The sequence below is a fragment of the Streptomyces sp. NPDC050738 genome (assembly GCF_040654175.1).
In the GTDB taxonomy this organism is placed as follows: domain Bacteria; phylum Actinomycetota; class Actinomycetes; order Streptomycetales; family Streptomycetaceae; genus Streptomyces.
Genome location: NZ_JBFAHN010000001.1, coordinates 477,347 through 500,851, shown reverse-complemented (window position 1 = coordinate 500,851; position 23,505 = coordinate 477,347). Strand labels below are relative to the sequence as shown.

Genomic DNA, 23,505 nt, shown 5'->3' with positions numbered 1-23,505 from the left:
TGGGCAGTTGATGTTGGGCGGGGTCGTTCGAGGGTGGGGACTTCATGAGCGAGCGCATGCGGGTGCCGGTGGTGGCCGGGTTCGCGAAGAGGGCCATCGAGGCCGATGGGCCGAAGGGGTCGCCCAAGGAGGCGGGCAAGGAGCTCAGGTCGCGGGTGCCCCGGGCCTCCCACGATTCGCTGGTACCGGCACAGGGGCGGCCCGATGCGGTGCAGGCCGTCGCGGAGTCCAACCGGGGCCGTGTGCCGGCGCTCACGCCGATACGGGTGGGTCGGATGGCCGCCACTCCCTTCGCCTTTCTGCGCGGTGCGGCAGGGCTGATGGCTCATGACCTGGTGGGGACACCCGTGACCGGGGTGGGCGCGCAGATATGCGGCGACGCACATGCGGCGAACTTCGGGCTGTACGGCGATGCGCGCGGCCGCCTCGTGATCGACCTGAACGACTTCGACGAGACGGTGGTCGGGCCCTGGGAGTGGGACGTCAAACGGCTGGCCGCCTCACTGGTGCTGGCCGGGCGTGAGGCGGGGGCGGGCGAGGACACCTGCAGGGCCGGGGCGGTCCATGCGGTCGGGGCGTACCGCAGGACCATGCGGCTGCTGGCGAAACTTCCGGCGCTGGATGCGTGGAACGCGATCGCCGACGAAGAGCTTGTCTCGCATGCGGATGCGACGGATCTGCTGGGCACGCTGGAGCGGGTGTCGGAGAAGGCCCGTAAGAACACCAGCGCGCGCTTCGCCGCCAAGGCGACCGAGGAGAGCGGGGACGGCGGGCGCCGCTTCGTGGACGCGGCGCCGGTGCTGCGGCGGGTGCCCGATGCGGAGGCCGCGGCCGTGGCTGGTGCGCTGGAGGAGTATCTGTCCACGCTGTCGCACGACAGGCTGCCGCTGCTCGCCCGCTATGCGATCCACGACGTGGCGTTCCGGGTGGTCGGCACCGGGAGCGTGGGGACGCGGTCGTATGTGGTGCTGCTCCTGGACCACCGGGGCGAGCCTCTGGTGCTGCAGGTGAAGGAGGCGCGCGCCTCGGCGCTGGTGCCGTATCTGCCGGCGGCCGGGTTCCGCATACCCCTGGTGGAGCACGAGGGCCGGCGGGTGGTCCTCGGACAGAAGCGGATGCAGGTGGTCAGCGACATTCTGCTGGGCTGGACGACCGTTCAGGGCAGGCCGTTCCAGGTGAGGCAGTTCAGGAACCGCAAGGGGAGCGTGGACCCGGCCGCGCTCGCGGCCGATCAGGTCGACGACTACGCGCGGATGACCGGGGCGCTGCTCGCCCGGGCCCATGCGCACAGTGCGGACCCGCGGCTGATCGCCGGGTACTGCGGGAAGAGCGAGGAACTGGACGAGGCGGTGGCCGGATTCGCGGTGGCGTACGCGGACCGTACGGAAGCCGATCACGCGGATCTGGTGGCGGCGGTGAGGGACGGGCGGATCGAGGCCGAGCTGGGGGTGTGACGGCGGGCGGCGGACGTCTTGGGTCCTGTTCGGCATGAGCTGTGGGACAGGGCCTAGGCTGGGTGGGTGACGGAGGATGCCACCGGGGGAACGACGACCCGGAACGAGACGGACGGGCAGCAGGCCGGACAGGCCGCTGGGCAGGCCGGCGAGCAGCGGCCCGAGGCGCGGCTGGAGAAGGCGGTGCGCGCGGCCGAGCAGGCGCTGATCGAGTTCGAGATCGCGGTGGAGACCTTCCGGGTGGAGGTGGAGAACTTCTCCCGGCTGCACCATCAGAGACTCGGCCCGATGTACGCACGGCTCGACGAGCTCGATGCGCTGATCGCCGAGGCCAGGGCCACGCGCAGCGGTGACCCGGAGGACCTGCGCAAGGCGCAGGAGGCGCGGGCCATGGTGATGCCGATGCCCGGGATCGAGGAGCTGTTCAACGACTGGCTCGACTCCGACGGGCTGTCGCCCGAGGCGGAGGCGATGCTCAATGAGCAACCGGTCCAGCCGCCCAAGCGCGTGCGGCCCAGCGAGGAGGCACGCAGGCTCTATCGCGAGCTGGCCCGCAGGGCGCACCCCGATCTGGCGCAGGAGGAGACGGAGCGGGAGCGGCGGGAGGAGTTCATCACGCGGGTGAACGCCGCTTACGGGCGCGGGGACGAGCGGTTGCTGCGGGAGCTCGCCGAGGAGTGGGCCGCGGGGCCCGTTCCGCAGGAGGCGCAGCCCAGTGAGAGCGAGGAGCTCTATGCGCGCCTGGAGTGGCTTTCGCGTCGCAAGGAGCTGCTGACGCTGGTCGCCCATGAGTTGGAGGAGAGTGCGATCGGCGCGATGCTGCGGATGGCGCCGGACGATCCGGACCGTCTTCTGGAGGAGATCGCCGAGCAGCTGCTCGGGCAGGTCTCCGAGCGCGAGGCGGAGCTGGCAGGGCTGGTGCAGTAGCGTTCCCGGTGACTTTGTCGGGTACGTACGAGAGAAGGCACTCCTCATGAATTTCGCCGCGCTGCCTCAGGTGGATGTCGCTGCCGTGCCGACCGACGGCCTGGTGCTTGATGTCCGGGAGGACAACGAGTGGGCCGCCGGGCATGTGGAGGGTGCGCTGCACGTCCCGATGAGCGAGTTCGTGGCGCGGTTCGGTGAGGTGACCGAGGCGGTGGCCGACGGGCGGCAGGCCTTTGTGATGTGCCGGGTCGGCGGGCGGTCGGCCCAGGTCACGCAGTACCTGGTGCAGCAGGGCATCGACGCCGTGAACATCGATGGCGGGATGCTGGCCTGGGATGGTGCCGGGCGTCCGATGGTCGCGGAGAGCGGAAGCCCGGCCTTCGTCCTGTGAGGCGGCCGGCCTAGCCGAGCGGGTGGGCGGCCAGGAGATCGCCCAGCGACTCTTCGTGGGCTGCCGCCGGGCCGAGGGAGAGCTCCAGCTGCTTGGCCCAGGCGTGGTAGCGGTGCAGGGGGTAGTCGGTGTCCGCGCCGAAGCCTCCGTGCAGGTGCTGTGCTGTCTGGACCGTGCGGCGTACTCCGTCGGAAGCCCAGATCTTGGCGACCGCGATGTCACCGGACGCGGGGAGCGCACCGGATGCGCCGGTGGAGATGCGCCAGGCCGCCTGCCACAGGGTGACCTCCATGGCGCGGAGGTCGATGTAGCGGTCGGCTGCCTGTACGGCCACCGCTTGGAACGTGGCGACCGGGAAGCCGAACTGCTCGCGTTTGCTGGTGTATTCGCCGGTCATCCGCAGGACGCCTTCGCCCAGACCGAGCGCGAGCGCGCAGGTGCCGGTGGCGAGGACGTTGCGCAGGTACTCCCATGCGCCTTCGCTCTCGATGAGGTCGCGGTGGTCGACGCGTACCGAGTCGAGGTGCACCTCGGCGAAGCGTTCGCCGCTGGTGGAGACCTGGTCGGCGAGGGTGAGGCCGTCCTGCACCCGGGGGACGACGGCGAGGACGGTGTGTCCCTCGGCGGTGTGGGCGGGGATCGCGATGAGGTCCGCAGTCTGGGCCCAGGGGACGCCGGTCTGGACGCCGTCGAGTATCCAGGCGCCGTTCTCCTGGCGGGCTGTGACAGCCAGTTCGGCCGGGTCGTGGCCGGTGCGTCCGTTGGCCCCGACGGTCAGGACGAGCTCGCCGCGGCCGACCGCGGGGAGGATCGCCGCGCTCAACTCGGCCGGTGCGTAGGCCTGTACGGCCATGGCGACCGCGCTGGTCTCCAGGAGCGGTATGCGGGCGAGAACCTTCGCGGACTCGCGCAGGATCAGGCAGAGCGCGATCGCGTCGAGACCCGCGCCGCCGTGTTCGGGGGCCAGGAGAAGGCTCAGCAGGTCGGCGTCGGCGAGCTTGCCCCACAGCGGCCGGTCGAAGTCGTCGGCCACCGCGCCCGGTGTGAGCGCGGGGCTGGGGACCTGGTCGGGTGCCACGCCCGCGAAGACCGCCTTCGCCGCCTCCACGGCCGCCTGCTGTTCCTCGGTGAAGTCGAAGTCCACAGCCCAGTCCTCCCGCAACGCCGATATCTGATGAGGCGTCAGATTAGGGGAAGCGGCCGGGATGTGGAACAGGTACAGCATGGGGAACAGGCTCAGCGGTCGAAGTCCAACTCCACCTCAGGCGTGAGCGGGTGCGACTGGCAGGCCAGTACGTATCCCTCGGTGGTCTCCTCGGGCTCCAGCGCGTAGTTGCGGTCCATCCGGACCTCGCCCGAGACCAGGAAGGCGCGGCATGTTCCGCAGACTCCGCCCTTGCAGGCGTACGGGGCGTCGGCGCGGGCGCGCAGCACCGTCTCCAGGAGCGAATCCCCGTCCCTGACCGGCCAGTTGCCCGACCTGCCGTCGAGCGTCGCGGTCAGCGTGGAGTGCGTCGGGGAGCCGGCCGGCGGCGTCGTGGCGGATGCCGTTCCGTCGTCCACATGGAAGATCTCCTGGTGGATACGGGACCGGGCCACCCCGAGCCCGCGCAGTGCCCGCTCGGCGCCCTGGACCAGGCCGAAGGGGCCGCAGAGGAACCAGCCGTCGATGTCCGCCACCGGCAGCAGCGCAGGCAGCAGGCCGGTCAGCCGCTTCTGGTCGAGACGGCCGGACGGCAGCCCCGACTGCTGATCCTCGCGGGAGAGCGCGGTGACGAGCTGGAAGCGGTCGGGCCAGCGGTCCTTGAGGTCGGCGACCTCGTCCAGGAACATCGTCGATGCGGCACTCCGGTCGCTGCGGATCAGAGTGAAGCCCGACCGGGGCTCGCGCGCCAGCAGGGTGGAGGCGATCGACAGGACCGGCGTGATGCCGCTGCCGCCGACGACTGCCGCGAACTGTCCTGGGCGCGGGGCGAGGACGAAGCGGCCGGTGGGTTCCATGACGTCGACCGTGTCGCCCACGGCCAGTTCCTTGAGCGCGTACGTCGAGAACTCGCCGCCCTCCACCAGCCGGATCCCCACGCGCAGTTCAGGGTCGTCGGTGGCCGGGGCGCAGATGGAGTACGTACGCCGGATCTCCTCGCCGTTCACGATGCGGCGCAGGGCGATGTGCTGGCCGGGCGTATGGCGGAAGGCCTTGCGCAGCTCGGGCCGCACGGCGAAGGTGACGGCCACTGCGTCGTCCGTCAGCTGCTCTACCGCGCTGACCCGGAGCGGATGGAACATCTACAGCTCCTTGAAGTGGTCGAAAGGTTCCCGGCAGGAGGCGCAGCGGCGCAGCGCCTTGCAGGCCGTGGAGGAGAAGCGGCTCAGCAGCTCGGTGTCGGTCGATCCGCAGTGCGGGCAGCGGATGGCGAGGGAGAGCGCGACCGGGCCCGCGGAGTGTCCTGCGGGTCCGCCAGGGCGCGGGGGAGCGATGCCGAACTCCGCCAGCTTGCGTCGGCCCTCCGCGCTGATGTCGTCCGTGGACCACGCCGGGGCGAGCACCGTACGGACCGAGACGTCCGGTATTCCGTGTGCCTTCAGGACCTGCTCGATGTCCGAGCTCATCGCCTCGATCGCGGGGCAGCCCGTGTACGTCGGGGTCAGTTCGACCACGACCTTGCCGGGGCCCAGGACTTCGACCGAACGCAGTACGCCGAGATCCTGGAGGGTCAGCACCGGGAGCTCCGGGTCGGGAACGGAGCCGGCCAGAGCGCGCAGTTCCTCTTCGAGCGGGGTCGTCGTCACCATGTCGCCCCCGGGTGGCTGCGGTGCAGATGCTGCATCTCGGCGAGCATCAGGCCGAAAGGTTCGGTGTGCAGCCCTTGGCGGCCCGCTCCCGCCGACCAGGATCCGGACTGCGGCCCTTCGGGGAGGGTGAGCGTCGCCCGCTCCAGTACCGAGGAGACGCTTGCATGCCAACCGGCCTGCAGGGACTGGACGTCCACCTCGTCCAGCCCTTCGACGGGCTGGAACATCTCGCCGGTGTACCGCCACAGCGCGGCCAGACCCCGCTGCATCCGCTCGTGGCTCTCGGCCGTGCCGTCGCCGAGCCGCAGCGTCCACTGTTCGGCATGGTCGCGGTGGTAGGCGACCTCCTTGACCGCCTTCGCCGCCAGCGGCGCGAATTCCCCGTCTCCGGAGGCCAGTTGTCCGTACAGCAGGTGCTGATAGGTGGAGAAGAAGAGCTGGCGGGCGATGGTGTGCGCGAAGTCGCCGTTCTCCTGCTCGACCAGCTGGAGGTTGCGGAAGGTGCGTTCCTCGCGGAGATAGGCCAGTTCGTCCTCGTCGCCGACGAGCGAGAGGAGGATGCGCGCCTGGCCGAGAAGGTCCAGGGCGATGTTGGCGAGGGCGACTTCCTCCTCCAGTACGGGAGCGTGTCCTGCCCACTCCCCCAGCCGGTGTGAAAGAACCAGGGCGTCGTCGCCCAGTGCCAGAGCAGCGCTCACAGGTGCTGCACCCCCTCCGGGATTTCGTAGAAGGTGGGGTGGCGGTAGGGCTTGTCGCCCGCGGGCTCGAAGAAGGAGTCCTTCTCGTCGGGCGAGGAGGCGGTGACGGCGGTGGACGGCACCACCCAGATCGAGACGCCCTCGCTGCGGCGCGTGTAGAGGTCCCTGGCATTGCGCAGGGCCATCTCCGCGTCCGGGGCGTGCAGGGATCCGGCGTGGGTGTGGGAGAGGCCGCGCCGCGAGCGTACGAACACTTCCCACAGCGGCCAGTCGGTCGCGGTCATGACGCCGTCCCCTCTTTGTGCTCTTGGTGCTTGGCGGCGTACGCGGCAGCCGCGTCCCTGACCCACGCGCCCTCTTCGTGTGCGCGGCGCCGCTGGGTGATGCGCTGTTCGTTGCAGGGGCCGTTGCCCTTGAGGACTTCCTTGAACTCGGTCCAGTCGATCTCGCCGGTGGGCAGCGTCAGGCCCAGGGCTTCGGCCTGGGGGCCGCAGATCTCCACGAAGCGCCGGCGCAGTTCGTCGTTGGAGTGCCGCTTGATCTTCCAGGCCATCGACTGCGCGGAGTGTCCTGATTCCTCGTCGGGCGGGCCGAACATCATCAGTGAGGGCCACCACCAGCGGTCCACCGCGTCCTGCGCCATCGCGTGCTGGGCGGGCGTGCCCCGGCTGAGGGCGAGGAGCAGTTCGTATCCCTGGCGCTGGTGGAAGGACTCCTCCTTGCAGATACGGACCATCGCGCGGGCGTAGGGGCCGTACGAACAGCGGCAGAGCGGGACCTGGTTGGTGATGGCGGCGCCGTCCACGAGCCAGCCGATCGCGCCGACGTCCGCCCAGGTCAGGGTGGGGTAATTGAAGATCGATGAGTACCTCTGGCGGCCGGCGTGGAGCTTGTCGAGAAGCTCCTCGCGGCTGGTGCCCAGCGTTTCGGCGGCGCTGTAGAGGTACAGGCCGTGCCCCGCCTCGTCCTGGACCTTGGCCATCAGGATCGCCTTGCGGCGCAGTGAGGGGGCGCGGGTGATCCAGTTCGCCTCCGGCTGCATGCCGATGATCTCGGAGTGCGCGTGCTGGGCCATCTGCCGGACCAGGGAGGCACGGTAGGCGTCGGGCATCCAGTCGCGCGGTTCGATGCGCTCGTCGGCGGCCACCGCTGCGTCGAATGCCGCCTGACGGTCCGCCTCGTCCGTCCTGTCAGTCCCGTATGCCACTGTTGCCATTGCGGCCCCCTACCGACCGATCGTTCGGTTCATTGACTTCAATGGTGGGGCGGCGGCCCCTAGGGTGTCAACCCTGTGGATGACTGATCGAGTGGCGGACCGGATCGGGGCGGGGCGGGGATGGAAGTGCAGGACGAGAGGGCCGAGGGGTCCGAACGGGCCCGGACGCCCGGCGAGGACGGCCGGGACGGGCATGCGGACCGGGACGGCCAGGCCGGGCGGGACGGCCACGACGGCACCGCAGCGCGCGGCATAGCCGGGCTCTCGCGGCCCTACCAGGCGGTGGCGGCTCTCGCGCTCGCCTGCATCGTGGTCCTCGCCGCGGTCCACCTGGCGATGGTCTTCCTGGCGGTCGCGCCCTCCAACACCGTCTCCAAGGCGCACGGCGCGGAGATCGACGACTGGGTCCTTCCCGAGTTCGAACGCAACTGGAAGCTCTTCGCCCCCAATCCGCTGCAGCAGAACATCGCGGTCCAGGCACGCGCGGAGATCCAGGCCAAGGACGGCAGCGGGCGTGCCACCACCGGCTGGGTCGATCTCTCCGCCAAGGACGCGGCAGCGATCCGCCACAACATCCTCCCCAGCCACACCGATCAGAACGAACTGCGCCGCGGCTGGGATTTCTACGTCAACTCCCACGACGCGGACAACCGGCCCGTCGGCGAGCGCGGCCGGCTCTCCGAGCGCTACATCCGCCGCATCGCGCTCCTGTACCTGGGCGAGCCGAAGTCCGGCGGAACCATCGAGCGCATCCAGATACGGTCGGCGACGGCCTCGGTCGCCGCCCCGCCGTGGAGCACGGAGAAGATCGACACCAAGACCTACTACCGGGCCCTGCCCTGGTGGACGGTCATCCCCGCGGACCGTTCGGAGACCGGCAGATGAGCGCCCCCGACACCCGGGCCGCGCGCGCCCTCCAGAAGATCACCGCCGCCGCCCTCGGCCCGTACCAGAGCGCCGTCGTCCGTATCGGCGTCTCCGCGACCTGGCTGCTCTTCCTGCTCCGTGAGCTCCCCCACCGCCGTGAGCTGTACGGACCCGACGGCCCCTGGGACTGGGGCATGGGGCAGGAGCTTCTCTCCGGCAACCACGCCTTCACCGTGCTGTTGTGGTCGGACTCCATGGCGTGGTTCGAGGTCGTGTACGCCCTCGCCGTGCTGTCGAGCCTGCTGCTGCTGCTCGGCTGGCGGACCCGAGCCATGTCGGTGCTCTTCATGGTCGGGGTGCTGTCCCTGCAGAATCGGTCCATCTTCATGGGCGACGGCGGGGACAACGTCATCCATCTGATGGCCATCTATCTGGTCCTCACCCGCTGCGCCCAGGTCTGGTCGCTGGACGCGCGGCGGGCGGCGCGGCGGGCGCCCGGTGCCCCCGACCTGGTGGGACCGGCGCTGTGGGTGGTCCTGGGGTCCGTCCTGCTGGCAGGGACGGCGCTGGGCGAGCTCGGCTCGCAGGTGTGGCTGGTGGTGCTGTTCTGGCTGCTGTGGATCGCACAGGGCCTGTGGTGGGCCGTATGCCGATACGCGCCGGACGAGCCGCGCACGCTGGCGGACGTCATCGGCAATCTGGCGCACAACGCCACGATGGTCGTGATCATGGCGGAGGTCTGTCTGGTCTACTCCTCGGCCGGCTGGTACAAGATCCAGGGTTCCCGCTGGCAGGACGGCACCGCGCTCTACTACCCGCTGAAACTGGACTACTTCACGCCCTGGCCGGGGCTGTCCTCGCTGCTCGCGACCAGCGGTGTGATCGTGATGCTTCTGACGTACGGCACCGTGATCGTGCAGGTCGCCTTCCCGTTCACGCTCTTCAACCGGCGGGTCAAGAACGTCCTGCTGGTCATGATGATGCTGGAGCACGCGGGCATCGCGCTCCTGCTCGGGCTGCCGTTCTTCTCGATGGCGATGATCGCGGCTGACGCGGTGTTCCTGCCGACGGTCTTCCTGGTCTGGCTCGGTGAGCGGGCCGGGCGGGTGGTCGCCCGCCCGAAGGCGGTGTTGCCGGGTCCTCGGCAGGCCGCCGACGCCGAGGAATCCGAAGCGGTCCTGCCGGGGGCCCGCACGTAGGCTTCGGTCCGTGAGTGCGGATGCGGCGGTACGGGAGTGGCGGGTGCGGGCCGGACAGGGCGCGATCCTGCTCGACGGCTTCCACGCCGTCAAGCACGCGGTGCGGTTCGGGGCGGAGCTGCCGATGGCGCTCGCCGCCGACAAGAAGGCCGTACTGGCCCTCGCCGATCAGCTCGCGCCCGATGTGCGTGACGCGCTCGATGCGCTGGTGGTGGAGACCGACGAGGCGGCGCTGCGCGGACTGGTGCCCCGGCTGCACCCGACGGGCGTGGCGGCTCTCGCGGTACGCCCCGACCGCGCGGCCCAGCTCGCGGTGCTGGCCCGCAGGCCGCGCACCTCGCCCGTCGTCGTACTGGACGAGCCGCGCAACCTGGGCAATGCGGGAGCGGTGATCCGGCTCGCGGCCGGTTTCGGGGCGACCGGGGTGGTGACCACGGGCGACCTCGATCCCTGGCATCCGACCGTGGTGCGGGGTGGCGCCGGTCTGCACTTTGCCACGGCCGTGGAGCGGATGGCGGTGGCCGAGCTGCCGCCGGGACCCGTCTACGCGCTGGATGCCGAGGGGGAGGACATCCGCGACGTCGTTCTGCCCGACGACGCGGTGCTCGCCTTCGGATCGGAACGGTCGGGACTCTCGGCGGAACTGCGCGCGCGGACCGACCGCTTGGTGTCCCTGCCGATGCGGGCGCAGGTCTCCAGCTACAACCTGGCGACGAGTGTGGGCATGACGCTCTTCCACTGGTCGTCGACCGGGTCGGGCGGGCGCCGCGGCCCCGGTCGGGTCTGAGACCGCGGCACCGCCTTTTCCGTACGCGTCATGCCTGCCTGCGGACCTCCACCACCCGGAAGCGGTTGGCCACGAAAGCCCCGTCGCACAATGCGGAGTTGGCCGCCGGATTGCCGCCCGAACCGTGGAAGTCGGAGAAGGCCGCGGTCTGGTTCACGTACACCCCGCCCGTGAGGTTGAGGGAGAGCTGGGCCGACTCCTCCAGGCAGACCTCCTCGACGGCACGCTCGACGTCCGTCGAGGTCGTGTACGCCCCCACTGTCATCGCGCCCTTCTCGCGCACCGTGCGGCGCAGCAGTTCGAGGGCGCTCGCCGTGGAGTCCATCGCCACCGCGAAGGCGACCGGACCGAAGCACTCGGTGAGATAGGCCGCCTCGGCGTCGGTCGACTCCCAGTACTTCTGCGCGCCGTCCAGCTTGACGAGGACCGGCGTGCGGACGACCGCGTCCGGGAAGTCCGGATGCGTGATCTCCCGGGAAGGGAGGGCCACTTCGCCCAGTGCCGATGCCGCCTCGAGCCGAGCCTTCACCTCCGGGTTGACCAGGGCGCCGAGCAGTGCGTTCGCCCGGGCGTCGTCTCCGAGGAGCCCGCCCACCGCGCCCGCGAGGTCGGCGACCACCTCGTCGTACGACTTGGGGCCGGCGTCCGTGGTGATGCCGTCCCGGGGGATCAGGAAGTTCTGCGGGGTGGTGCACATCTGGCCGCTGTAGAGCGAGAGCGAGAAGGAGAGGTTGGAGAGCATCCCCTTGTAGTTGTCGGTGGAGTCGATGACGACGGTGTTGACGCCGGCCTTCTCCGTATAGACCTGCGCCTGACGGGCGTTGGTCTCCAGCCAGTCGCCGAACGCGGTCGAGCCCGTGTAGTCGATGATCTTGATTTCGGGGCGCAGCGCGAGCGTCTTGGCGATGCCCTCGCCCGGTCGCTCGGCGGCGAGGCAGACCAGGTTCGGGTCGAAGCCCTGCTCGGCGAGGACATCCCTGGCGATCTGGACGGTGAGCGCCAGCGGCAGCACCGCGCGCGGGTGCGGCTTGACCAGGACCGGGTTCCCGGTGGCGAGCGAGGCGAAGAGTCCCGGGTAGCCGTTCCAGGTGGGGAAGGTGTTGCAGCCGATCATCAGGGAGATGCCGCGTCCTGCCGCGGTGAAGGTCTTGCGGAGTTCGAGCGGGTCCCGCTTGCCCTGCGGCTTCGCCCAGTCGGTCACCAGCGGGGTCCGCGTCTGCTCGGCGTAGGCGTACGCCACCGCCTCCAGGCCGCGGTCCTGTGCGTGGGGCCCGCCCGCCTGGAACGCCATCATGAAGGCCTGGCCGCTGGTGTGCATCACCGCGTGCGCGATCTCAGGCGTACGCGCACTGATGCGCGCCAGGATCTCCAGACAGACCAGGGCCCTGGCCTCGGGTCCCGCCTCGCGCCAGGCGCCCATGCCGGCCCGCATCGCCGGGAGCAGGACCTCCAGGTCGGGGTGCGGGTAGGTGACGCCCAACTCCGTTCCGTACGGGGAGACTTCACCGCCCACCCAGTCGTCCGTCCCCGGCTGGCCCAGGTCGATCCGGCTGCCGAGCAGGGCGTCGAAGGCCGCCTTGCCGTCGCCCTCGTACGCCTTGGGGTGCTCGGGATGCGGCGACCAGTACGCACGCGTACGGATCGCATCCAGGGCCTGGTCGAGCGTGGGCCGGTGGGATTCGGTCAGAGCGGTCAGATCGGTCAGCGGCATTGCGGGCCAACTCCTCGCTGAGCTGGGCAGGGACGGGCGGTCACAGCTAGAGTAACCGAACGATCGGTCGGGACAAGGGGGTCCGTCAAACCTGTGGACAACTCGGTAGGGGAGGATCTCCGTATGACCATCGCCATCGATCAGCACCGCACCGTCGCCGTCGTCGGCACCGGCACCATGGGCCAGGGCATCGCCCAGGTCGCCCTCGTCGCCGGGCACCCCGTGCGCCTCTACGACGCTCTGCCCGGCCGCGCCGAAGAGGCCGCGACCGCCATCGCGGCGCGACTGGACCGGCTGGTCGAGAAGGGGCGTCTGACCGCCGCCGACCGGGACGCGGCCCGCGCCCGGCTGCTGCCCGCGGCCGAGCTCGCGGAGCTCGCCGACGCCGCCCTCGTCATCGAGGCGGTGCTCGAACAACTTCCCGTGAAGCAGGAGCTGTTCACCGCCCTCGAAGAGATCGTCGACGAGAGCTGTCTGCTGGCCACCAACACCTCGTCCCTCTCTGTCACCGCCGTCGCGGGCGCGCTGCGCACCCCCGCCCGCTTCGTCGGCCTGCACTTCTTCAACCCGGCCCCGCTCCTCCCCCTCGTCGAGGTCGTCTCGGGTTTCGCGACCTCCGAGGAGTCCGCCGCAGCCGCGTACGAGACCGCGAAGGCCTGGGGCAAGACGCCTGTCCGGTGCACCGACACCCCCGGCTTCATCGTCAACCGCATCGCCCGCCCGTTCTACGCCGAGGCCTTCGCGGTCCACGAGGAGCGGGCCGCCGACCCCGCCACGATCGACGCCGTCCTGCGCGAGTGCGGCGGTTTCAAGATGGGCCCCTTCGAGCTCACCGACCTCATCGGCCAGGACGTGAACGAGGCCGTCACCCGGTCCGTCTGGGACGCCTTCTTCCAGGACCCCAAGTTCCGCCCCTCGCTCGCCCAGCGCCGCCTGGTGGAGTCCGGCCGGCTCGGGCGCAAGTCGGGCCACGGCTGGTTCCCGTACGAGAAGGGTGCTGCGCAGCCCGTCCCGCACACGGCCCCGCCCGAGCAGGCCCCCGCAGCCGTCACCGTCGTCGGAGACCTCGGTCCCGCCCGCGAGCTGACCGCGATGATGGAGGAGGCGGGCATCGAGGTGAAGTCCGTCGAGACCGGTGGCCCGTACATCGCGCTCCCCTCCGACGGGCAGCTCGTGCCCGCCGACGGCCGTACGTCCGTCGAGTACACCGACGTCGTCTACTTCGACCTCGCCCTCGACTACAGGGGCGCGACCCGCATCGCCCTCTCCGCCTCCGATGACACCTCAGTAGAAGCCCTCGCGGAAGCCGTCGGCCTCTTCCAGAAGCTCGGCAAGGACGTCAGCGTGATCGGCGACGTACCGGGGATGATCGTCGCCCGTACGGTCGCCATGCTGATCGACCTCACCGCCGACGCCGTCGCCAAGGGTGTCGCCTCCGCCGAGGACATCGACACCGCGATGCGCCTGGGCGTCAACTACCCCCTCGGGCCTGTGGAATGGAACAGGCGGCTCGGCAAGGACTGGGCCTACGACCTGCTGCACCTGATGGACGAGCGCTGCCCGACCGGGCGCTACGCCCCCTCTCTCGCCCTGTTCCGCCAGGGTTACGGAGCCGACGAAGAGGCCGCCTCATGACCACCCCCAAGAGAGACACGTACACCCCCGAGACCCTCCTCACCGTCGCCGTGGCCGTCTTCAACGAGCGAGGATACGACGGCACGTCGATGGAGCACCTCTCCAAGGCCGCCGGTATCTCCAAGTCCTCGATCTATCACCACGTCGCCGGCAAGGAGGAGCTCCTGCGCCGCGCGGTGAGCCGTGCCATCGACGGGCTCTTCGGAGTGCTGGACGAGGAGGGTGCGGCGCAGGGGCGTGCGATGGAGCGCATGGAGTACGTCACGCGCCGTACGGTCGAGGTGCTGATGGCTGAACTGCCGTACGTCACGCTGCTGCTGCGCGTACGTGGCAATACGAGGACCGAGCGCTGGGCGATGGAACGGCGCCGCGAGTTCGACCAGCGGGTCTCGGATCTGATGAAGGCGGCAGCCGCCGACGGCGATCTCCGCTCTGACGTGGACATTCGTCTTGCGACGCGGCTGTTGTTCGGGATGGTGAACTCGCTGGTCGAGTGGTACCGGCCGCACCCGGACGGCGGCGTGGAGGCGGACCAACTGGCCGAGACCGTGGTCCGCCTCGCCTTCGACGGGCTGCGGGCGGCGCCGGGCCGTTGACCGCTCGCACCGATCGCGATCATGATCCTGCGTCATGGTCGCTGTCGTACGTCTTCATGCCCTGATCTGTGCCGGAGTGCTGCTCGCGGGCGCCTCGCTGACCGCCTGCGGGGGAAGCGACGGCAAGGACTCCGCGCAACCGAGCGCGTCCGCTTCCGCAGCGGCGGACTTCGGTTGCCTCACCCCTGCCGAGGCGAAGACGGGATCCGTCTCCTTCAAGAGCAAGGGCGCCGAGTCCACGGACACGGCCGGCTTCCTGACGGGCCAGGGCACCACCGGGATCCTCCTCGCCCACCAGGCCGACGGCGACGTCTGCCAGTGGGTGGCCAAGGCCAGGGAGCTGGGCAAGAGCGGCTATCGCGTCCTCGCCGTCAACTCCACGGGCTCCGAGGTGCCCGAACTGGTCGGCGCCGCCGCCTACTTGCGCAGCAAGGGGGTGACGAAGCTGCTCCTGATGGGCGCGTCCAAGGGCGGCACTGCCGTCGTCGAGGCGGCCACCGTGCTCAAGCCGAAGCCGGACGCGGTCGTCTCGCTGTCCGGGCCCACGCTGTACGGCGACATGGATGCCGCGAAGGCCGCTCCCCGGCTGACCTCGCCGGTGCTCTACATGGCGGGCGAGGGCGACACCGAGTTCGCGCAGGCGGCCCAGGAGCTGCACAAGGCGAGCAAGAAGGCCCCGGAGAACAAGCTCTACGACCTCAAGGGCGTCTCGCAGCACGGGGTTTCGCTGCTCGACGACCCGAAGAACTGGGCGACGGTGCAGGCCTTCCTCAAGAAGTACGGCTCGTAGGGTCCGGCGGGGCGGCGCCCGGGTCCAGATCCGTCTCCTCGAAGACCAGCAGAGTGCGCGTGGACAGCACCTCCGGTATCGACTGCAGCTTGGTCAGCACGAGCTCGCGCAGCGCCCGGTTGTCCGCGCTGTGCACCAGCAGCAGTACGTCGAAATCGCCGCTGACCAGGGCGATATGGGCCGCACCGGGGAGCTCCTGGAGCTGGCGGCGCACCGTGCGCCAGGAGTTCTGGACGATCTTCAGGGTGATGTACGCGGAGGAGCCCTGGCCTGCGCGTTCATGGTTGACCCGGGCGCTGAAGCCCCGGATCACCCCGTCGTCGATGAGCCGGTTGATCCGGGCGTAGGCGTTGGCGCGTGAGACGTGGACGGACTCGGCCACGGAGCGGATCGAGGCGCGGCCGTCGCTCTGCAGCATCCGCAGGATGGAGCGGTCGATCGCGTCGAGCGGCCGCGCGGGAGCCGCATCGGCGGCCTTTTCCGCGTCGGCCATTTGTTCATCTGCCACGTCCCCCCGCCTCCTTACCATGGACGACCTGCCTCTATCTCAGGCTGTGGAGAACCGTTTGTCCACAGGCTGGAGGTGCCTGTAGCCAAAATGCGCTCTCGACCGAACAATCGGTAGGTGAGGCGCATCACATTTCGCTGCGCCTTCCCGCTCCCACGAGGAGGTGTCCGACATGACGGTCCAAGAGCTGCCCGGTGCAGCCGCAGTGTCGTCCGGCTATCCGGCATTCACGTTCCGCACCGACCCCGCACCGCTGCTCCCGGACCCCGAGCCGTACCGGGTGCTCGGTCTCGGTACGGATTCCCCGCTCGACCCCGATCTCATGCGCCGGCTGTACGAGGGCATGGTGCGCGGCCGCCGGTACAACGCCCAGGCGACCGCCCTCACCAAACAGGGCAGGCTCGCCGTCTACCCCTCCTCCACCGGTCAGGAGGCCTGCGAGATCGCGGCCGCGCTGGTCCTCCAGGAGCAGGACTGGCTCTTCCCGAGCTACCGCGACACCCTGGCGGCCGTCGCGCGCGGCCTGGACCCCGTGGAGGCCCTGACCCTGCTGCGGGGCGACTGGCACACCGGGTACGACCCGCGGGAGCACCGGATCGCCCCGCTCTGCACACCGCTCGCCACCCAGCTCCCCCATGCGGTGGGCCTCGCGCACGCCGCCCGGCTGGCCGGGGACGACGTGGTGGCGCTGGCCATGGTCGGTGACGGCGGGACCAGCGAGGGCGATTTCCACGAGGCGCTGAACTTCGCCGCCGTCTGGCAGGCCCCGGTCGTCTTCCTCGTACAGAACAACGGCTTCGCGATCTCCGTGCCGCTGGCCAAGCAGACCGCGGCCCCCTCCCTGGCCCACAAGGCCGTCGGGTACGGAATGCCGGGCCGGCTGGTCGACGGGAACGACGCGGCGGCGGTGCACGAGGTGCTGAGCGAGGCGATGCTCCGGGCCAGGTCCGGCGGCGGTCCGACGCTGGTCGAGGCGGTGACGTACCGCATGGAAGCCCATACGAACGCCGACGACGCGACCCGCTACCGCGGCGACGCGGAGGTCGAGGCCTGGCGCGCACACGACCCGCTCGCCCTGCTGGAGCGGGAGCTGACGGGACGCGGGCTGCTCGACGAAGAGGCGATACAGGCCGTGCGCGAGGGCGCCGAGACGATGGCGGCGGATCTGCGGGCGCGGATGAACGCCGACCCGGTGCTCGACCCGGCGGACCTCTTCGCGCAGGTCTACGCGGAACAGACCACCCAGCTGCGGGAGCAGGCCGAACTGCTCCGCACCGAACTCGAAGCCGAGGCGGAACGATGAGCACGGCGACCACAGCGGCGCGCACGACGCCGGCCGGACCCGCCACCATGGCGCAGGCCCTGCAGCGTGCGATGCGCGACGCGATGGCCGAGGACCCTCGGGTGCATGTGCTCGGGGAGGACGTCGGGACGCTGGGCGGTGTCTTCCGGGTCACCGACGGGCTCGCCAAGGAGTTCGGCGAGGACCGGTGCACCGACACCCCGCTCGCCGAGGCGGGGATCCTGGGGACGGCCGTGGGCATGGCGATGTACGGGCTGCGGCCGGTCGTCGAGATGCAGTTCGACGCGTTCGCGTACCCGGCCTTCGAGCAGCTCATCAGCCATGTCGCGAAGATGCGCAACCGCACGCGTGGCGCGATGCCGCTGCCGATCGTGGTGCGGGTGCCGTACGGGGGCGGGATCGGCGGTGTGGAGCACCACAGCGACTCCTCCGAGGCTTACTACATGGCGACCCCGGGACTCCAGGTCGTCGCCCCGGCCACGGTCGCCGACGCCTATGGGCTGCTGCGAGAGGCCATCGCCTGCGACGACCCGGTGGTCTTCCTGGAGCCCAAGCGGCTCTACTGGTCGAAGGCCGACTGGTCGCCGCACCCCGTCGAGCCCATCGGCAGGGCGGTCGTCCGGCGCACCGGACGCAGCGCCACGCTCATCACGTACGGACCCTCCCTGCCGGTCTGCCTGGAGGCGGCCGAGGCGGCCAAGGAGGAGGGCTGGGACCTGGAGGTCGTCGACCTGCGGTCCCTGGTGCCCTTCGACGACGAGACGGTCTGTGCCTCGGTACGGCGCACGGGCCGGGCGGTCGTGGTCCATGAGTCGGCCGGTTTCGGGGGTCCTGGCGGGGAGATAGCCGCGCGGGTCACCGAGCGGTGCTTCCACCACCTGGAGGCGCCCGTGCTGAGGGTCGCCGGATTCGACATCCCCTACCCGCCGCCGATGCTGGAGCGGCACCATCTGCCGGGTGTGGACAGGGTCCTGGACGCGGTGGCGCGACTGCAGTGGGAGGCCTGATGCCACAGGTACTGGAATTCCGGCTGCCCGACCTCGGCGAGGGGCTGACCGAGGCGGAGATCGTGCGCTGGCTGGTGGCGGTGGGCGATGTGGTGGCCATCGATCAGCCGGTGGTCGAGGTCGAGACGGCGAAGGCGCTGGTCGAGGTGCCGTGCCCGTACGGAGGCGTGGTGACGGCCCGCTTCGGCGAGGAGGGGTCGGAACTCCCGGTCGGCTCGCCCCTGTTGACGGTCGCCGTGGGTTCGCAGGAGGAATCCCCGGACCCGGACGGCGGTTCCTCCGGCGACGACTCCTCGGGGAACGTCCTGGTGGGGTACGGCACGGGGTCGCCTGCGGCGCGCAGGCGGCGTATCAGGCCGGCCGCCGCCCAGGCCCCGACCGCTCCGGCCCCGGCCCCGACCGCCCTGGCTCGGGCAGGGACGGTGAGTGCCGCGTCCGTGCGGACCGCCCCGGCGGCAGCCGGCGCGGGCCCGATCCCGGTGATATCTCCCCTTGTGCGCCGCCTCGCCCGCGAGAACGCCCTCGATCTGCGGGAGTTGACGGGTTCAGGCCCCGAGGGGCTGATCCTGCGCTCCGACGTCGAGCAGGCGATACGGCGCCCCGACCCGTCCCGTATCCCTCTGCGGGGCGTACGCGGCGCCGTCGCCGACAAGCTCTCCCGCAGCCGGCATGAGATACCGGACGCGACGTGCTGGGTGGACGCGGACGCGACCGAGTTGATGGCGGTGCGGGCGGCGATGAACGCGGCCGGCTCCCCCAAGATCTCGGTCCTGGCCCTGCTCGCCCGCATCTGCACGGCCGCGCTCGCCCGCTTCCCCGAGCTCAACTCCACCGTGGACACGGCGGCCAGGGAGATCGTCCGCCTGCCCTCCGTCCACCTGGGCTTCGCGGCCCAGACGCAGCGCGGTCTGGTCGTGCCGGTGGTCCGGGACGCGGGCGGCCGCAGCACGGAATCGCTCAACGAGGAGTTCGGGCGCCTGACGGAGGCGGCCAGGGAGGGCGCGCTCACCCCCGCCGACCTGACCGGCGGCACCTTCACCCTGAACAACTACGGGGTGTTCGGCGTCGACGGCTCCACGCCGATCATCAACCACCCGGAGGCCGCGATGCTCGGGGTCGGACGGATCGTGCCCAAGCCATGGGTGCATGGCGGCGAACTCGCCGTCCGGCAGGTGGTCCAGCTGTCGCTGACCTTCGACCACCGGGTGTGCGACGGGGGAACGGCGGGCGGCTTCCTCCGCTACGTGGCCGACTGCGTCGAACAGCCGGCGGTGCTCCTGCGGGGGCTCTAGAAGGCGACCGCGGGTCCCGCCGCGAACGTACAGCGGGACCCGCGTCGTACCTCTACGCCCTGAGCAGGATCTTGCCCACGTGCGTGCCCGTGTCCAGGGCGCGGTGGGCCTCCGCGGCCTGGGACAGGGGCAGCTCCTGGTCCACGACCGGGCGTACGCGGCCCGCCGGGATCAGCGGCCAGACATGTTCCCGTACGGCGGCGACGATGGCCGCCTTCTCCCCCAGCGGCCGGGCCCGCAGCGAGGTGGCCGTCACGGCCGCCCGCTTCGCCATCAGCGCCCCGAGGTTCAACTGGCCCTTCACACCGCCCTGCATCCCGATGATCGCGAGGCGTCCGCTGAGTGCCAGGGCGGCCACGTTCCGCTCCAGGTACTTCGCCCCGACGATGTCGAGGATGACGTCCGCCCCGGCCCCGTCGGTGGCCTTGTGGATCTCCTCCACGAAGTCCTGTGCGCGGTAGTCGATGAGGATGTCCGCACCGAGCTCGGCGCACCGGGCGAGCTTGTCAGGCCCGCCCGCGGTGACGGCCACCCGCGCACCGATCGCCTTGGCCAGCTGGATCGCCATGGTGCCGATGCCGCTCGCGCCGCCGTGCACCAACAGGGTCTCGCCGGGCCGCAGATGGGCCACCATGAAGACGTTCGACCACACCGTGCACACGACCTCGGGCAGCGCCGCAGCCATGGCCAGGTCGACCCCGTCCGGCACGGGCAGCAGCTGCCCCACCGGGACCGCCACCTGCTCGGCGTACCCGCCACCGCTCAGCAGCGCGCACACCTCGTCGCCGACCGCCCATCCCGCGACGCCGGAACCGAGCGCCGTGATGCGCCCCGAGCACTCCAGGCCGGGATAGGGGGAGGCGCCGGGCGGCGGCTCGTAGAAGCCCTGCCGCTGCAGCACATCGGCACGGTTGACGGCCGCGGCCACCACCTCGACGAGGACTTCGCCCTCGCCGGGCACGACATCGGGGACTTCGGTCCAGACAAGCGCCTCGGGACCGCCGGGCTCGGGGATCGTGATCGCATGCATGCCCGCGAGGCTACTCCCGGCCGCCTGCCCCGTGCTCGACGGCTCCGGCCGCCGCCGACACCCGCACGATCGCGATCAGCCGGTCCATGGCCTGCAGGGGGCTCGCCTCGGGGCTGTCGTACCCCAGGAGCCGGTGCCCGCGCTTCACGGTCACCACCAGGTCCTCGACTTCCCGGACGTGTCTGCCGACCTCGGGCTTGCGCACCGGCCGCTCGACCAGGTCGAGGCCGCTGCCCTGCTGGATCAGGTCCTCCATCACCGTGCCCGCGCTGGGGCTGAGAACGGACAGACCCAGCAGCCGGCCCGCCGCGCTGGCGCTCGTGATCACCGCGTCCGCACCGGACTGCTTCAGCAGCGGTGCGTTCTCCTCCTCGCGGACCGCGGCCACGATCTTGGCGCCCCGGTTGAGCTGGCGTGCCGTCAGCGTGACCAGCACGGCGGTGTCGTCGCGCTGGGTGGCGATGACGATCTGGCGGGCCCGCTGCAATTCGGCCCGCAGGAGTACGTCGCTGCGCGTGGCGTCTCCGACCACTCCGACGAACCCGTCCGCGTTCGCCGCCTCGATGACCTTCGGGCTGGGGTCGACGACGACGATCTGTTCCTTCTTCAGGCCCGTCGCGCACAGGGTCTGGATCGCCGAGCGGCCCTTGGTGCCGAAGCCGATGACGACGGTGTGGTCACGCAACTGGGTCCTCCAGCGTTTCAGCCGGAACTCCTCCCGGGTCCGCTCCGTGAGGACCTCGAGAGTGGTGCCGACCAGGATGATCAGGAACAGCACGCGCAGCGGCGTGATCAGCAGGATGTTCGCCAGCCGGGCGGTGTCGCTGTACGGGACGATGTCGCCGTAGCCCGTGGTGGAGAGGGTGACCGTCGCGTAGTAGAACGCGTCGAGCAGGTCGACCTTGCCGTCGGCGTTGTCGTGGTAGCCGGAGCGGTCGAGCCAGACGATCATCGCGGTGCTCACCAGGACGAGCAGCGCGATCACTACGCGCCTGGCGACCTGGCGCATCGGGCGCTCGACGACGCGTCGCGGGAGCTTCACGCGCCGCGTGGTCAGGCCCTCGCCGACCGGGCGGTCGAGGGCGTCGTGGCCGGAAAGTTTCACGTGAAACACTCCCCGGTCCACGGCAGATCGATGACGGCCAGCTCCTGGCCGGCCCGCGCACCGCCCGGCGGGACGACGGCGAGCCCGTCCGCGCCCGCCATTCCCCGGAGCATCGCGGGCCCGTTGAAGTGCAGTGGCACGGCTTCGTCCCCGTGGTGCACGACGGGGACGAGGCGGGTGTCGTGCGGGTGGCCGTGCACCGCGTCCCGTACTGCCGAGGTGTACGGCACCGGGGCTTCGCGCCCGGAGAGCGTACGCAACAGGGGCTCGGCCAGGGTGAGCAGGCCCGAGACCGCTGCGAGGGGGTTGCCGGGCAGGCCCACGAGGTGGCGCCCGGGTGCGAGGCGGGCCAGCAGCATCGGGTGGCCGGGGCGTACGGCGACACCGTCGACCAGGAGCTCCGCGCCTGCCTTGCGCAGGGTCGGGTGGACGTGGTCGACGGGGCCCGAAGCGGTGCCGCCGGTGGTCACGACCAGGTCGGCCTCGGAGGTCGTCACGGCCTTGTGGAGTGCGCGCGCGTCGTCGCCCAGACGACGGGTGGCGGTGACCTCGGCGCCCAGCGAACGCAGCCAGGGCCCGATCATCGGCCCCAGTGCGTCGCGGATCAGCCCGTCGTGCGGAAGCCCCTCGGCCAGCAACTCGTCACCCAGGACGAGGACTTCGACGGTGGGGCGGGGGACGGTGAGCAGCGTGTCGTACCCGGCGGCCGCGGCGAGGCCCAGCACGGCGGGGGTCACCAGCGAGGCCGTGGGCAGCAGATGGTCGCCGGAGCGGCACTCCTGACCGCGCGGGCGGATGTCCTGACCGGTGACGACGTCGCGCAGGGCGTACAGCTGACGCCCGGCCTCGTCGGTGCGGGCGTGCTCGGAGCGGATGACGGCGGTGGCGTCGGCCGGGATGCGGGCACCGGTGGCGATGCGTACGGCCTCCCCGTCGGGGAGCGGGCCGGGCGCGGCACGTCCGGCGAGGATGCTGTCCTGCCGGATCTGCCAGGGGCCCGGACCCGCCACGGCCCAGCCGTCCATCGCGGAGGTGTCGAAGGACGGCAGGTCGGTCAGCGCGGTGAGGGGCTCGGCGAGGATCTGCCCGAGGGCGTCGTCGAGCGGGGTGCGCCGGGTCCGTACGGGCGTGGAGCGGCCGGCCTGCGCGGCGCGGGCGCGGGCCTCGGGCCAGGGGGTGGCCCGGTGGCGCTCGGGCGCGGCCCGGTGGCGCTCGGAGGAGGCCGGCTGCGGCAGGGCGGGCGGCGGCGCCGTGTTCACCAGGGCGAGGGCCTCGTCGACACCGTCGTCCTGGAGGCCTTGTGCGTCGCTCATCCGGCCTCGTTCGCTTCTGCCGCCCACTGGTTGGCGAGGGCCGCGGCCTTGCGGGCCGCCTCGGCGACGGCTTCGGGGCCGTCCTTCTCGGCCTTGGCCGCCGCGTATCCCACCAGGAAGGTGGTCAGTGGAGCGGCGGGCCTGGCGACACCGTGTGCGGCATCGCGGGCCAGGTCGAGGAGGACGCCGGTGTCGACGTCGAGCTCGATGCCGAGTTCGGCCTTGACTGCGGTGATCCATTCATCCAGCACGTGTCCATGCTCCCTGATGCGGGCCCTTGCCGTGGCGATGTCCTCCCAGGTGTCGCAGTCGAAGGACGCGAGGGACGTGGCAGGGTCGGCGGCGACGCGGGCGAGGTCGAGTTCGGCGGTGAGCAGCCGGAGGGGCAGGCCCGAGAGGGCGCCGTGCTCGGCGGCGAGAAGCGCCAGTTCACGGCGGAGAGGCTCCGCGCGGTAGGCGGCGACGAGGGGTTGGTCGCGGCCGCCCGGGTCCGTGAGCAGGGCGGCTTCCTGTCTGCCGCCGTCGAGCGCGGCGAGCAGCGTCGTCACGGTCTGCTCGTCCAGGAAGGGCAGATCCGCGGAGAGCACGAGGAGCAGGTCGGCGCGGGTGGCGCGGACACCGGCGTCCAGTGCGGCCAACGGGCCGCCGCCCGGCGGGTCTTCACGTACCCAGAGCACAGCTCGTGCGGTCGTACGCCGGTCGCCGACCACGACGGTCGATCGCGCCCCGGAACAGGCCGCGAGCACCCGGTCGAGCAGGGCGCGGCCGCCGACGGTGAGCCCGGGTTTGTCGGCCCCGCCGAGCCGTCTGGCCGCTCCGCCTGCGAGAACGACGGCGTCGTAGGTGGTCATCCGGTGAGTATGGGGTGCCGAAGGGGCGGGGG

Annotated in this window: 24 protein-coding genes; 12 read left to right on the top strand and 12 right to left on the bottom strand. The window is 71.1% G+C overall.

The window, feature by feature from the left end:
- The first annotated feature begins 44 nt into the window (after positions 1-44).
- From AB0H78_RS02370 to AB0H78_RS02360, 3 genes are all read left to right on the top strand, one after another.
- Positions 45-1,454: a DUF2252 domain-containing protein gene (locus AB0H78_RS02370; RefSeq protein WP_363232322.1), complete on the top strand. Its 1,410-nt coding sequence runs from the start codon at positions 45-47 to the stop codon at positions 1,452-1,454.
- Between the two features lie 66 nt (positions 1,455-1,520).
- Positions 1,521-2,381: a hypothetical protein gene (locus tag AB0H78_RS02365; RefSeq protein ID WP_363232321.1), complete on the top strand. Its 861-nt coding sequence runs from the start codon at positions 1,521-1,523 to the stop codon at positions 2,379-2,381.
- A 46-nt stretch (positions 2,382-2,427) separates the two neighbouring features.
- Positions 2,428-2,772, top strand: a complete 345-nt coding sequence (locus AB0H78_RS02360; RefSeq protein ID WP_363232320.1) for a rhodanese-like domain-containing protein — start codon at positions 2,428-2,430, stop codon at positions 2,770-2,772.
- Between the two features lie 10 nt (positions 2,773-2,782).
- Here the strand turns inward: AB0H78_RS02360 and AB0H78_RS02355 are convergent, their stop codons facing one another.
- The 6 genes from AB0H78_RS02355 to paaA all read right to left on the bottom strand — a co-directional run bounded on the left by AB0H78_RS02355 (position 2,783) and on the right by paaA (position 7,479).
- Positions 2,783-3,916 carry an acyl-CoA dehydrogenase family protein gene (locus AB0H78_RS02355; RefSeq protein ID WP_363232697.1) on the bottom strand — a complete coding sequence of 378 codons (1,134 nt, stop codon included), beginning with the start codon at positions 3,914-3,916 and terminating at the stop codon, positions 2,783-2,785.
- Positions 3,917-4,008: 92 nt separating this feature from the next.
- A complete protein-coding gene (locus tag AB0H78_RS02350) occupies positions 4,009-5,058 on the bottom strand; it encodes a 2Fe-2S iron-sulfur cluster-binding protein (RefSeq protein ID WP_363232319.1) in 1,050 nt (349 codons plus the stop codon).
- Positions 5,059-5,565, bottom strand: coding sequence for a 1,2-phenylacetyl-CoA epoxidase subunit PaaD (gene paaD / locus AB0H78_RS02345; RefSeq protein WP_363232318.1), 507 nt, complete (start codon positions 5,563-5,565; stop codon positions 5,059-5,061).
- The gene (gene paaC / locus AB0H78_RS02340; protein ID WP_363232317.1) at positions 5,559-6,263 is read right to left on the bottom strand and encodes a 1,2-phenylacetyl-CoA epoxidase subunit PaaC; all 705 of its coding nucleotides are present in this window, start codon (positions 6,261-6,263) and stop codon (positions 5,559-5,561) included. Before paaC ends, paaD begins: the two co-directional genes overlap by 7 nt.
- Complete coding sequence (paaB, locus tag AB0H78_RS02335; RefSeq protein WP_206962829.1) at positions 6,260-6,547, bottom strand: 1,2-phenylacetyl-CoA epoxidase subunit PaaB; 288 nt, start codon at positions 6,545-6,547, stop codon at positions 6,260-6,262. Before paaB ends, paaC begins: the two co-directional genes overlap by 4 nt.
- Positions 6,544-7,479, bottom strand: a complete 936-nt coding sequence (paaA, locus tag AB0H78_RS02330) for a 1,2-phenylacetyl-CoA epoxidase subunit PaaA (protein WP_363232315.1) — start codon at positions 7,477-7,479, stop codon at positions 6,544-6,546. The genes paaB and paaA overlap by 4 nt, the downstream gene beginning before the upstream one ends.
- A gap of 126 nt (positions 7,480-7,605) precedes the next feature.
- Here paaA and AB0H78_RS02325 point away from each other — a divergent pair, with 126 nt between their 5' ends.
- From AB0H78_RS02325 to AB0H78_RS02315, 3 genes are read left to right on the top strand one after another with little or no spacing between them, the layout of a single operon-like run.
- Positions 7,606-8,364 (top strand): DUF5819 family protein, encoded by a 759-nt coding sequence (locus tag AB0H78_RS02325; protein ID WP_363232314.1) that lies wholly within the window; start codon positions 7,606-7,608, stop codon positions 8,362-8,364.
- Positions 8,361-9,545, top strand: coding sequence for an HTTM domain-containing protein (locus AB0H78_RS02320; RefSeq protein ID WP_363232313.1), 1,185 nt, complete (start codon positions 8,361-8,363; stop codon positions 9,543-9,545). Before AB0H78_RS02325 ends, AB0H78_RS02320 begins: the two co-directional genes overlap by 4 nt.
- A gap of 10 nt (positions 9,546-9,555) precedes the next feature.
- Complete coding sequence (locus tag AB0H78_RS02315; RefSeq protein ID WP_363232312.1) at positions 9,556-10,332, top strand: TrmH family RNA methyltransferase; 777 nt, start codon at positions 9,556-9,558, stop codon at positions 10,330-10,332.
- A gap of 28 nt (positions 10,333-10,360) precedes the next feature.
- On the opposite strand, the gene paaN is transcribed toward AB0H78_RS02315, so the two are convergent.
- A complete protein-coding gene (paaN, locus tag AB0H78_RS02310; RefSeq protein WP_363232310.1) occupies positions 10,361-12,043 on the bottom strand; it encodes a phenylacetic acid degradation protein PaaN in 1,683 nt (560 codons plus the stop codon).
- 123 nt (positions 12,044-12,166) lie between these two features.
- Here paaN and AB0H78_RS02305 point away from each other — a divergent pair, with 123 nt between their 5' ends.
- The 3 genes from AB0H78_RS02305 to AB0H78_RS02295 are packed head-to-tail and all read left to right on the top strand — an operon-like array spanning position 12,167 to position 15,064.
- The gene (locus AB0H78_RS02305) at positions 12,167-13,678 is read left to right on the top strand and encodes a 3-hydroxyacyl-CoA dehydrogenase (RefSeq protein ID WP_363232309.1); all 1,512 of its coding nucleotides are present in this window, start codon (positions 12,167-12,169) and stop codon (positions 13,676-13,678) included.
- On the top strand, positions 13,675-14,274 hold the full coding sequence (locus tag AB0H78_RS02300) for a TetR/AcrR family transcriptional regulator (RefSeq protein WP_363232307.1): 600 nt from the start codon (positions 13,675-13,677) through the stop codon (positions 14,272-14,274). Before AB0H78_RS02305 ends, AB0H78_RS02300 begins: the two co-directional genes overlap by 4 nt.
- Before the next feature lie 34 nt (positions 14,275-14,308).
- Positions 14,309-15,064, top strand: coding sequence for a hypothetical protein (locus AB0H78_RS02295; RefSeq protein WP_363232306.1), 756 nt, complete (start codon positions 14,309-14,311; stop codon positions 15,062-15,064).
- Here the strand turns inward: AB0H78_RS02295 and AB0H78_RS02290 are convergent.
- Positions 15,045-15,557 (bottom strand): Lrp/AsnC family transcriptional regulator, encoded by a 513-nt coding sequence (locus tag AB0H78_RS02290; protein ID WP_363232696.1) that lies wholly within the window; start codon positions 15,555-15,557, stop codon positions 15,045-15,047. The genes AB0H78_RS02295 and AB0H78_RS02290 overlap by 20 nt on opposite strands.
- A 187-nt stretch (positions 15,558-15,744) precedes the next feature.
- On the opposite strand from AB0H78_RS02290, the gene pdhA reads away from it, so the two are divergent.
- From pdhA to AB0H78_RS02275, 3 genes are read left to right on the top strand one after another with little or no spacing between them, the layout of a single operon-like run.
- The gene (gene pdhA, locus AB0H78_RS02285) at positions 15,745-16,875 is read left to right on the top strand and encodes a pyruvate dehydrogenase (acetyl-transferring) E1 component subunit alpha (RefSeq protein ID WP_363232305.1); all 1,131 of its coding nucleotides are present in this window, start codon (positions 15,745-15,747) and stop codon (positions 16,873-16,875) included.
- Positions 16,872-17,882 carry an alpha-ketoacid dehydrogenase subunit beta gene (locus AB0H78_RS02280; RefSeq protein ID WP_363232304.1) on the top strand — a complete coding sequence of 337 codons (1,011 nt, stop codon included), beginning with the start codon at positions 16,872-16,874 and terminating at the stop codon, positions 17,880-17,882. The genes pdhA and AB0H78_RS02280 overlap by 4 nt, the downstream gene beginning before the upstream one ends.
- A complete protein-coding gene (locus tag AB0H78_RS02275) occupies positions 17,882-19,174 on the top strand; it encodes a dihydrolipoamide acetyltransferase family protein (protein WP_363232303.1) in 1,293 nt (430 codons plus the stop codon). The genes AB0H78_RS02280 and AB0H78_RS02275 overlap by 1 nt, the downstream gene beginning before the upstream one ends.
- A gap of 52 nt (positions 19,175-19,226) precedes the next feature.
- Here the strand turns inward: AB0H78_RS02275 and AB0H78_RS02270 are convergent, their stop codons facing one another.
- The 4 genes from AB0H78_RS02270 to AB0H78_RS02255 are packed head-to-tail and all read right to left on the bottom strand — an operon-like array spanning position 19,227 to position 23,473.
- On the bottom strand, positions 19,227-20,204 hold the full coding sequence (locus AB0H78_RS02270) for an NAD(P)H-quinone oxidoreductase (protein WP_363232302.1): 978 nt from the start codon (positions 20,202-20,204) through the stop codon (positions 19,227-19,229).
- Positions 20,205-20,214: 10 nt separating this feature from the next.
- Entirely contained in the window at positions 20,215-21,309 is a 1,095-nt protein-coding gene (locus AB0H78_RS02265) for a potassium channel family protein (RefSeq protein ID WP_363232301.1), read from the bottom strand.
- The gene (locus tag AB0H78_RS02260; RefSeq protein ID WP_363232300.1) at positions 21,306-22,622 is read right to left on the bottom strand and encodes a molybdopterin molybdotransferase MoeA; all 1,317 of its coding nucleotides are present in this window, start codon (positions 22,620-22,622) and stop codon (positions 21,306-21,308) included. The genes AB0H78_RS02265 and AB0H78_RS02260 overlap by 4 nt, the downstream gene beginning before the upstream one ends.
- Positions 22,619-23,473 (bottom strand): NTP transferase domain-containing protein, encoded by an 855-nt coding sequence (locus AB0H78_RS02255; protein WP_363232299.1) that lies wholly within the window; start codon positions 23,471-23,473, stop codon positions 22,619-22,621. The genes AB0H78_RS02260 and AB0H78_RS02255 overlap by 4 nt, the downstream gene beginning before the upstream one ends.
- Positions 23,474-23,505 lie beyond the last annotated feature (32 nt).

Excerpts from the sequence above, each read along its gene's own strand:
- AB0H78_RS02360 (WP_363232320.1), top strand. The coding sequence starts at position 2,428 with ATGAATTTCGCCGCGCTGCCTCAGGTGGATGTCGCTGCCGTGCCGACC.
- AB0H78_RS02350 (WP_363232319.1), bottom strand. The coding sequence starts at position 5,058 with ATGTTCCATCCGCTCCGGGTCAGCGCGGTAGAGCAGCTGACGGACGAC.
- paaN (WP_363232310.1), bottom strand. The coding sequence starts at position 12,043 with ATGCCGCTGACCGATCTGACCGCTCTGACCGAATCCCACCGGCCCACG.
- paaA (WP_363232315.1), bottom strand. The coding sequence starts at position 7,479 with ATGGCAACAGTGGCATACGGGACTGACAGGACGGACGAGGCGGACCGT.
- AB0H78_RS02305 (WP_363232309.1), top strand. The coding sequence starts at position 12,167 with ATGACCATCGCCATCGATCAGCACCGCACCGTCGCCGTCGTCGGCACC.
- AB0H78_RS02275 (WP_363232303.1), top strand. The coding sequence starts at position 17,882 with ATGCCACAGGTACTGGAATTCCGGCTGCCCGACCTCGGCGAGGGGCTG.
- AB0H78_RS02290 (WP_363232696.1), bottom strand. The coding sequence starts at position 15,557 with ATGGCCGACGCGGAAAAGGCCGCCGATGCGGCTCCCGCGCGGCCGCTC.
- AB0H78_RS02370 (WP_363232322.1), top strand. The coding sequence starts at position 45 with ATGAGCGAGCGCATGCGGGTGCCGGTGGTGGCCGGGTTCGCGAAGAGG.
- AB0H78_RS02320 (WP_363232313.1), top strand. The coding sequence starts at position 8,361 with ATGAGCGCCCCCGACACCCGGGCCGCGCGCGCCCTCCAGAAGATCACC.
- AB0H78_RS02270 (WP_363232302.1), bottom strand. The coding sequence starts at position 20,204 with ATGCATGCGATCACGATCCCCGAGCCCGGCGGTCCCGAGGCGCTTGTC.
- paaD (WP_363232318.1), bottom strand. The coding sequence starts at position 5,565 with ATGGTGACGACGACCCCGCTCGAAGAGGAACTGCGCGCTCTGGCCGGC.
- AB0H78_RS02295 (WP_363232306.1), top strand. The coding sequence starts at position 14,309 with ATGGTCGCTGTCGTACGTCTTCATGCCCTGATCTGTGCCGGAGTGCTG.
- paaB (WP_206962829.1), bottom strand. The coding sequence starts at position 6,547 with ATGACCGCGACCGACTGGCCGCTGTGGGAAGTGTTCGTACGCTCGCGG.
- AB0H78_RS02255 (WP_363232299.1), bottom strand. The coding sequence starts at position 23,473 with ATGACCACCTACGACGCCGTCGTTCTCGCAGGCGGAGCGGCCAGACGG.
- AB0H78_RS02280 (WP_363232304.1), top strand. The coding sequence starts at position 16,872 with ATGAGCACGGCGACCACAGCGGCGCGCACGACGCCGGCCGGACCCGCC.
- AB0H78_RS02260 (WP_363232300.1), bottom strand. The coding sequence starts at position 22,622 with ATGAGCGACGCACAAGGCCTCCAGGACGACGGTGTCGACGAGGCCCTC.
- pdhA (WP_363232305.1), top strand. The coding sequence starts at position 15,745 with ATGACGGTCCAAGAGCTGCCCGGTGCAGCCGCAGTGTCGTCCGGCTAT.
- AB0H78_RS02300 (WP_363232307.1), top strand. The coding sequence starts at position 13,675 with ATGACCACCCCCAAGAGAGACACGTACACCCCCGAGACCCTCCTCACC.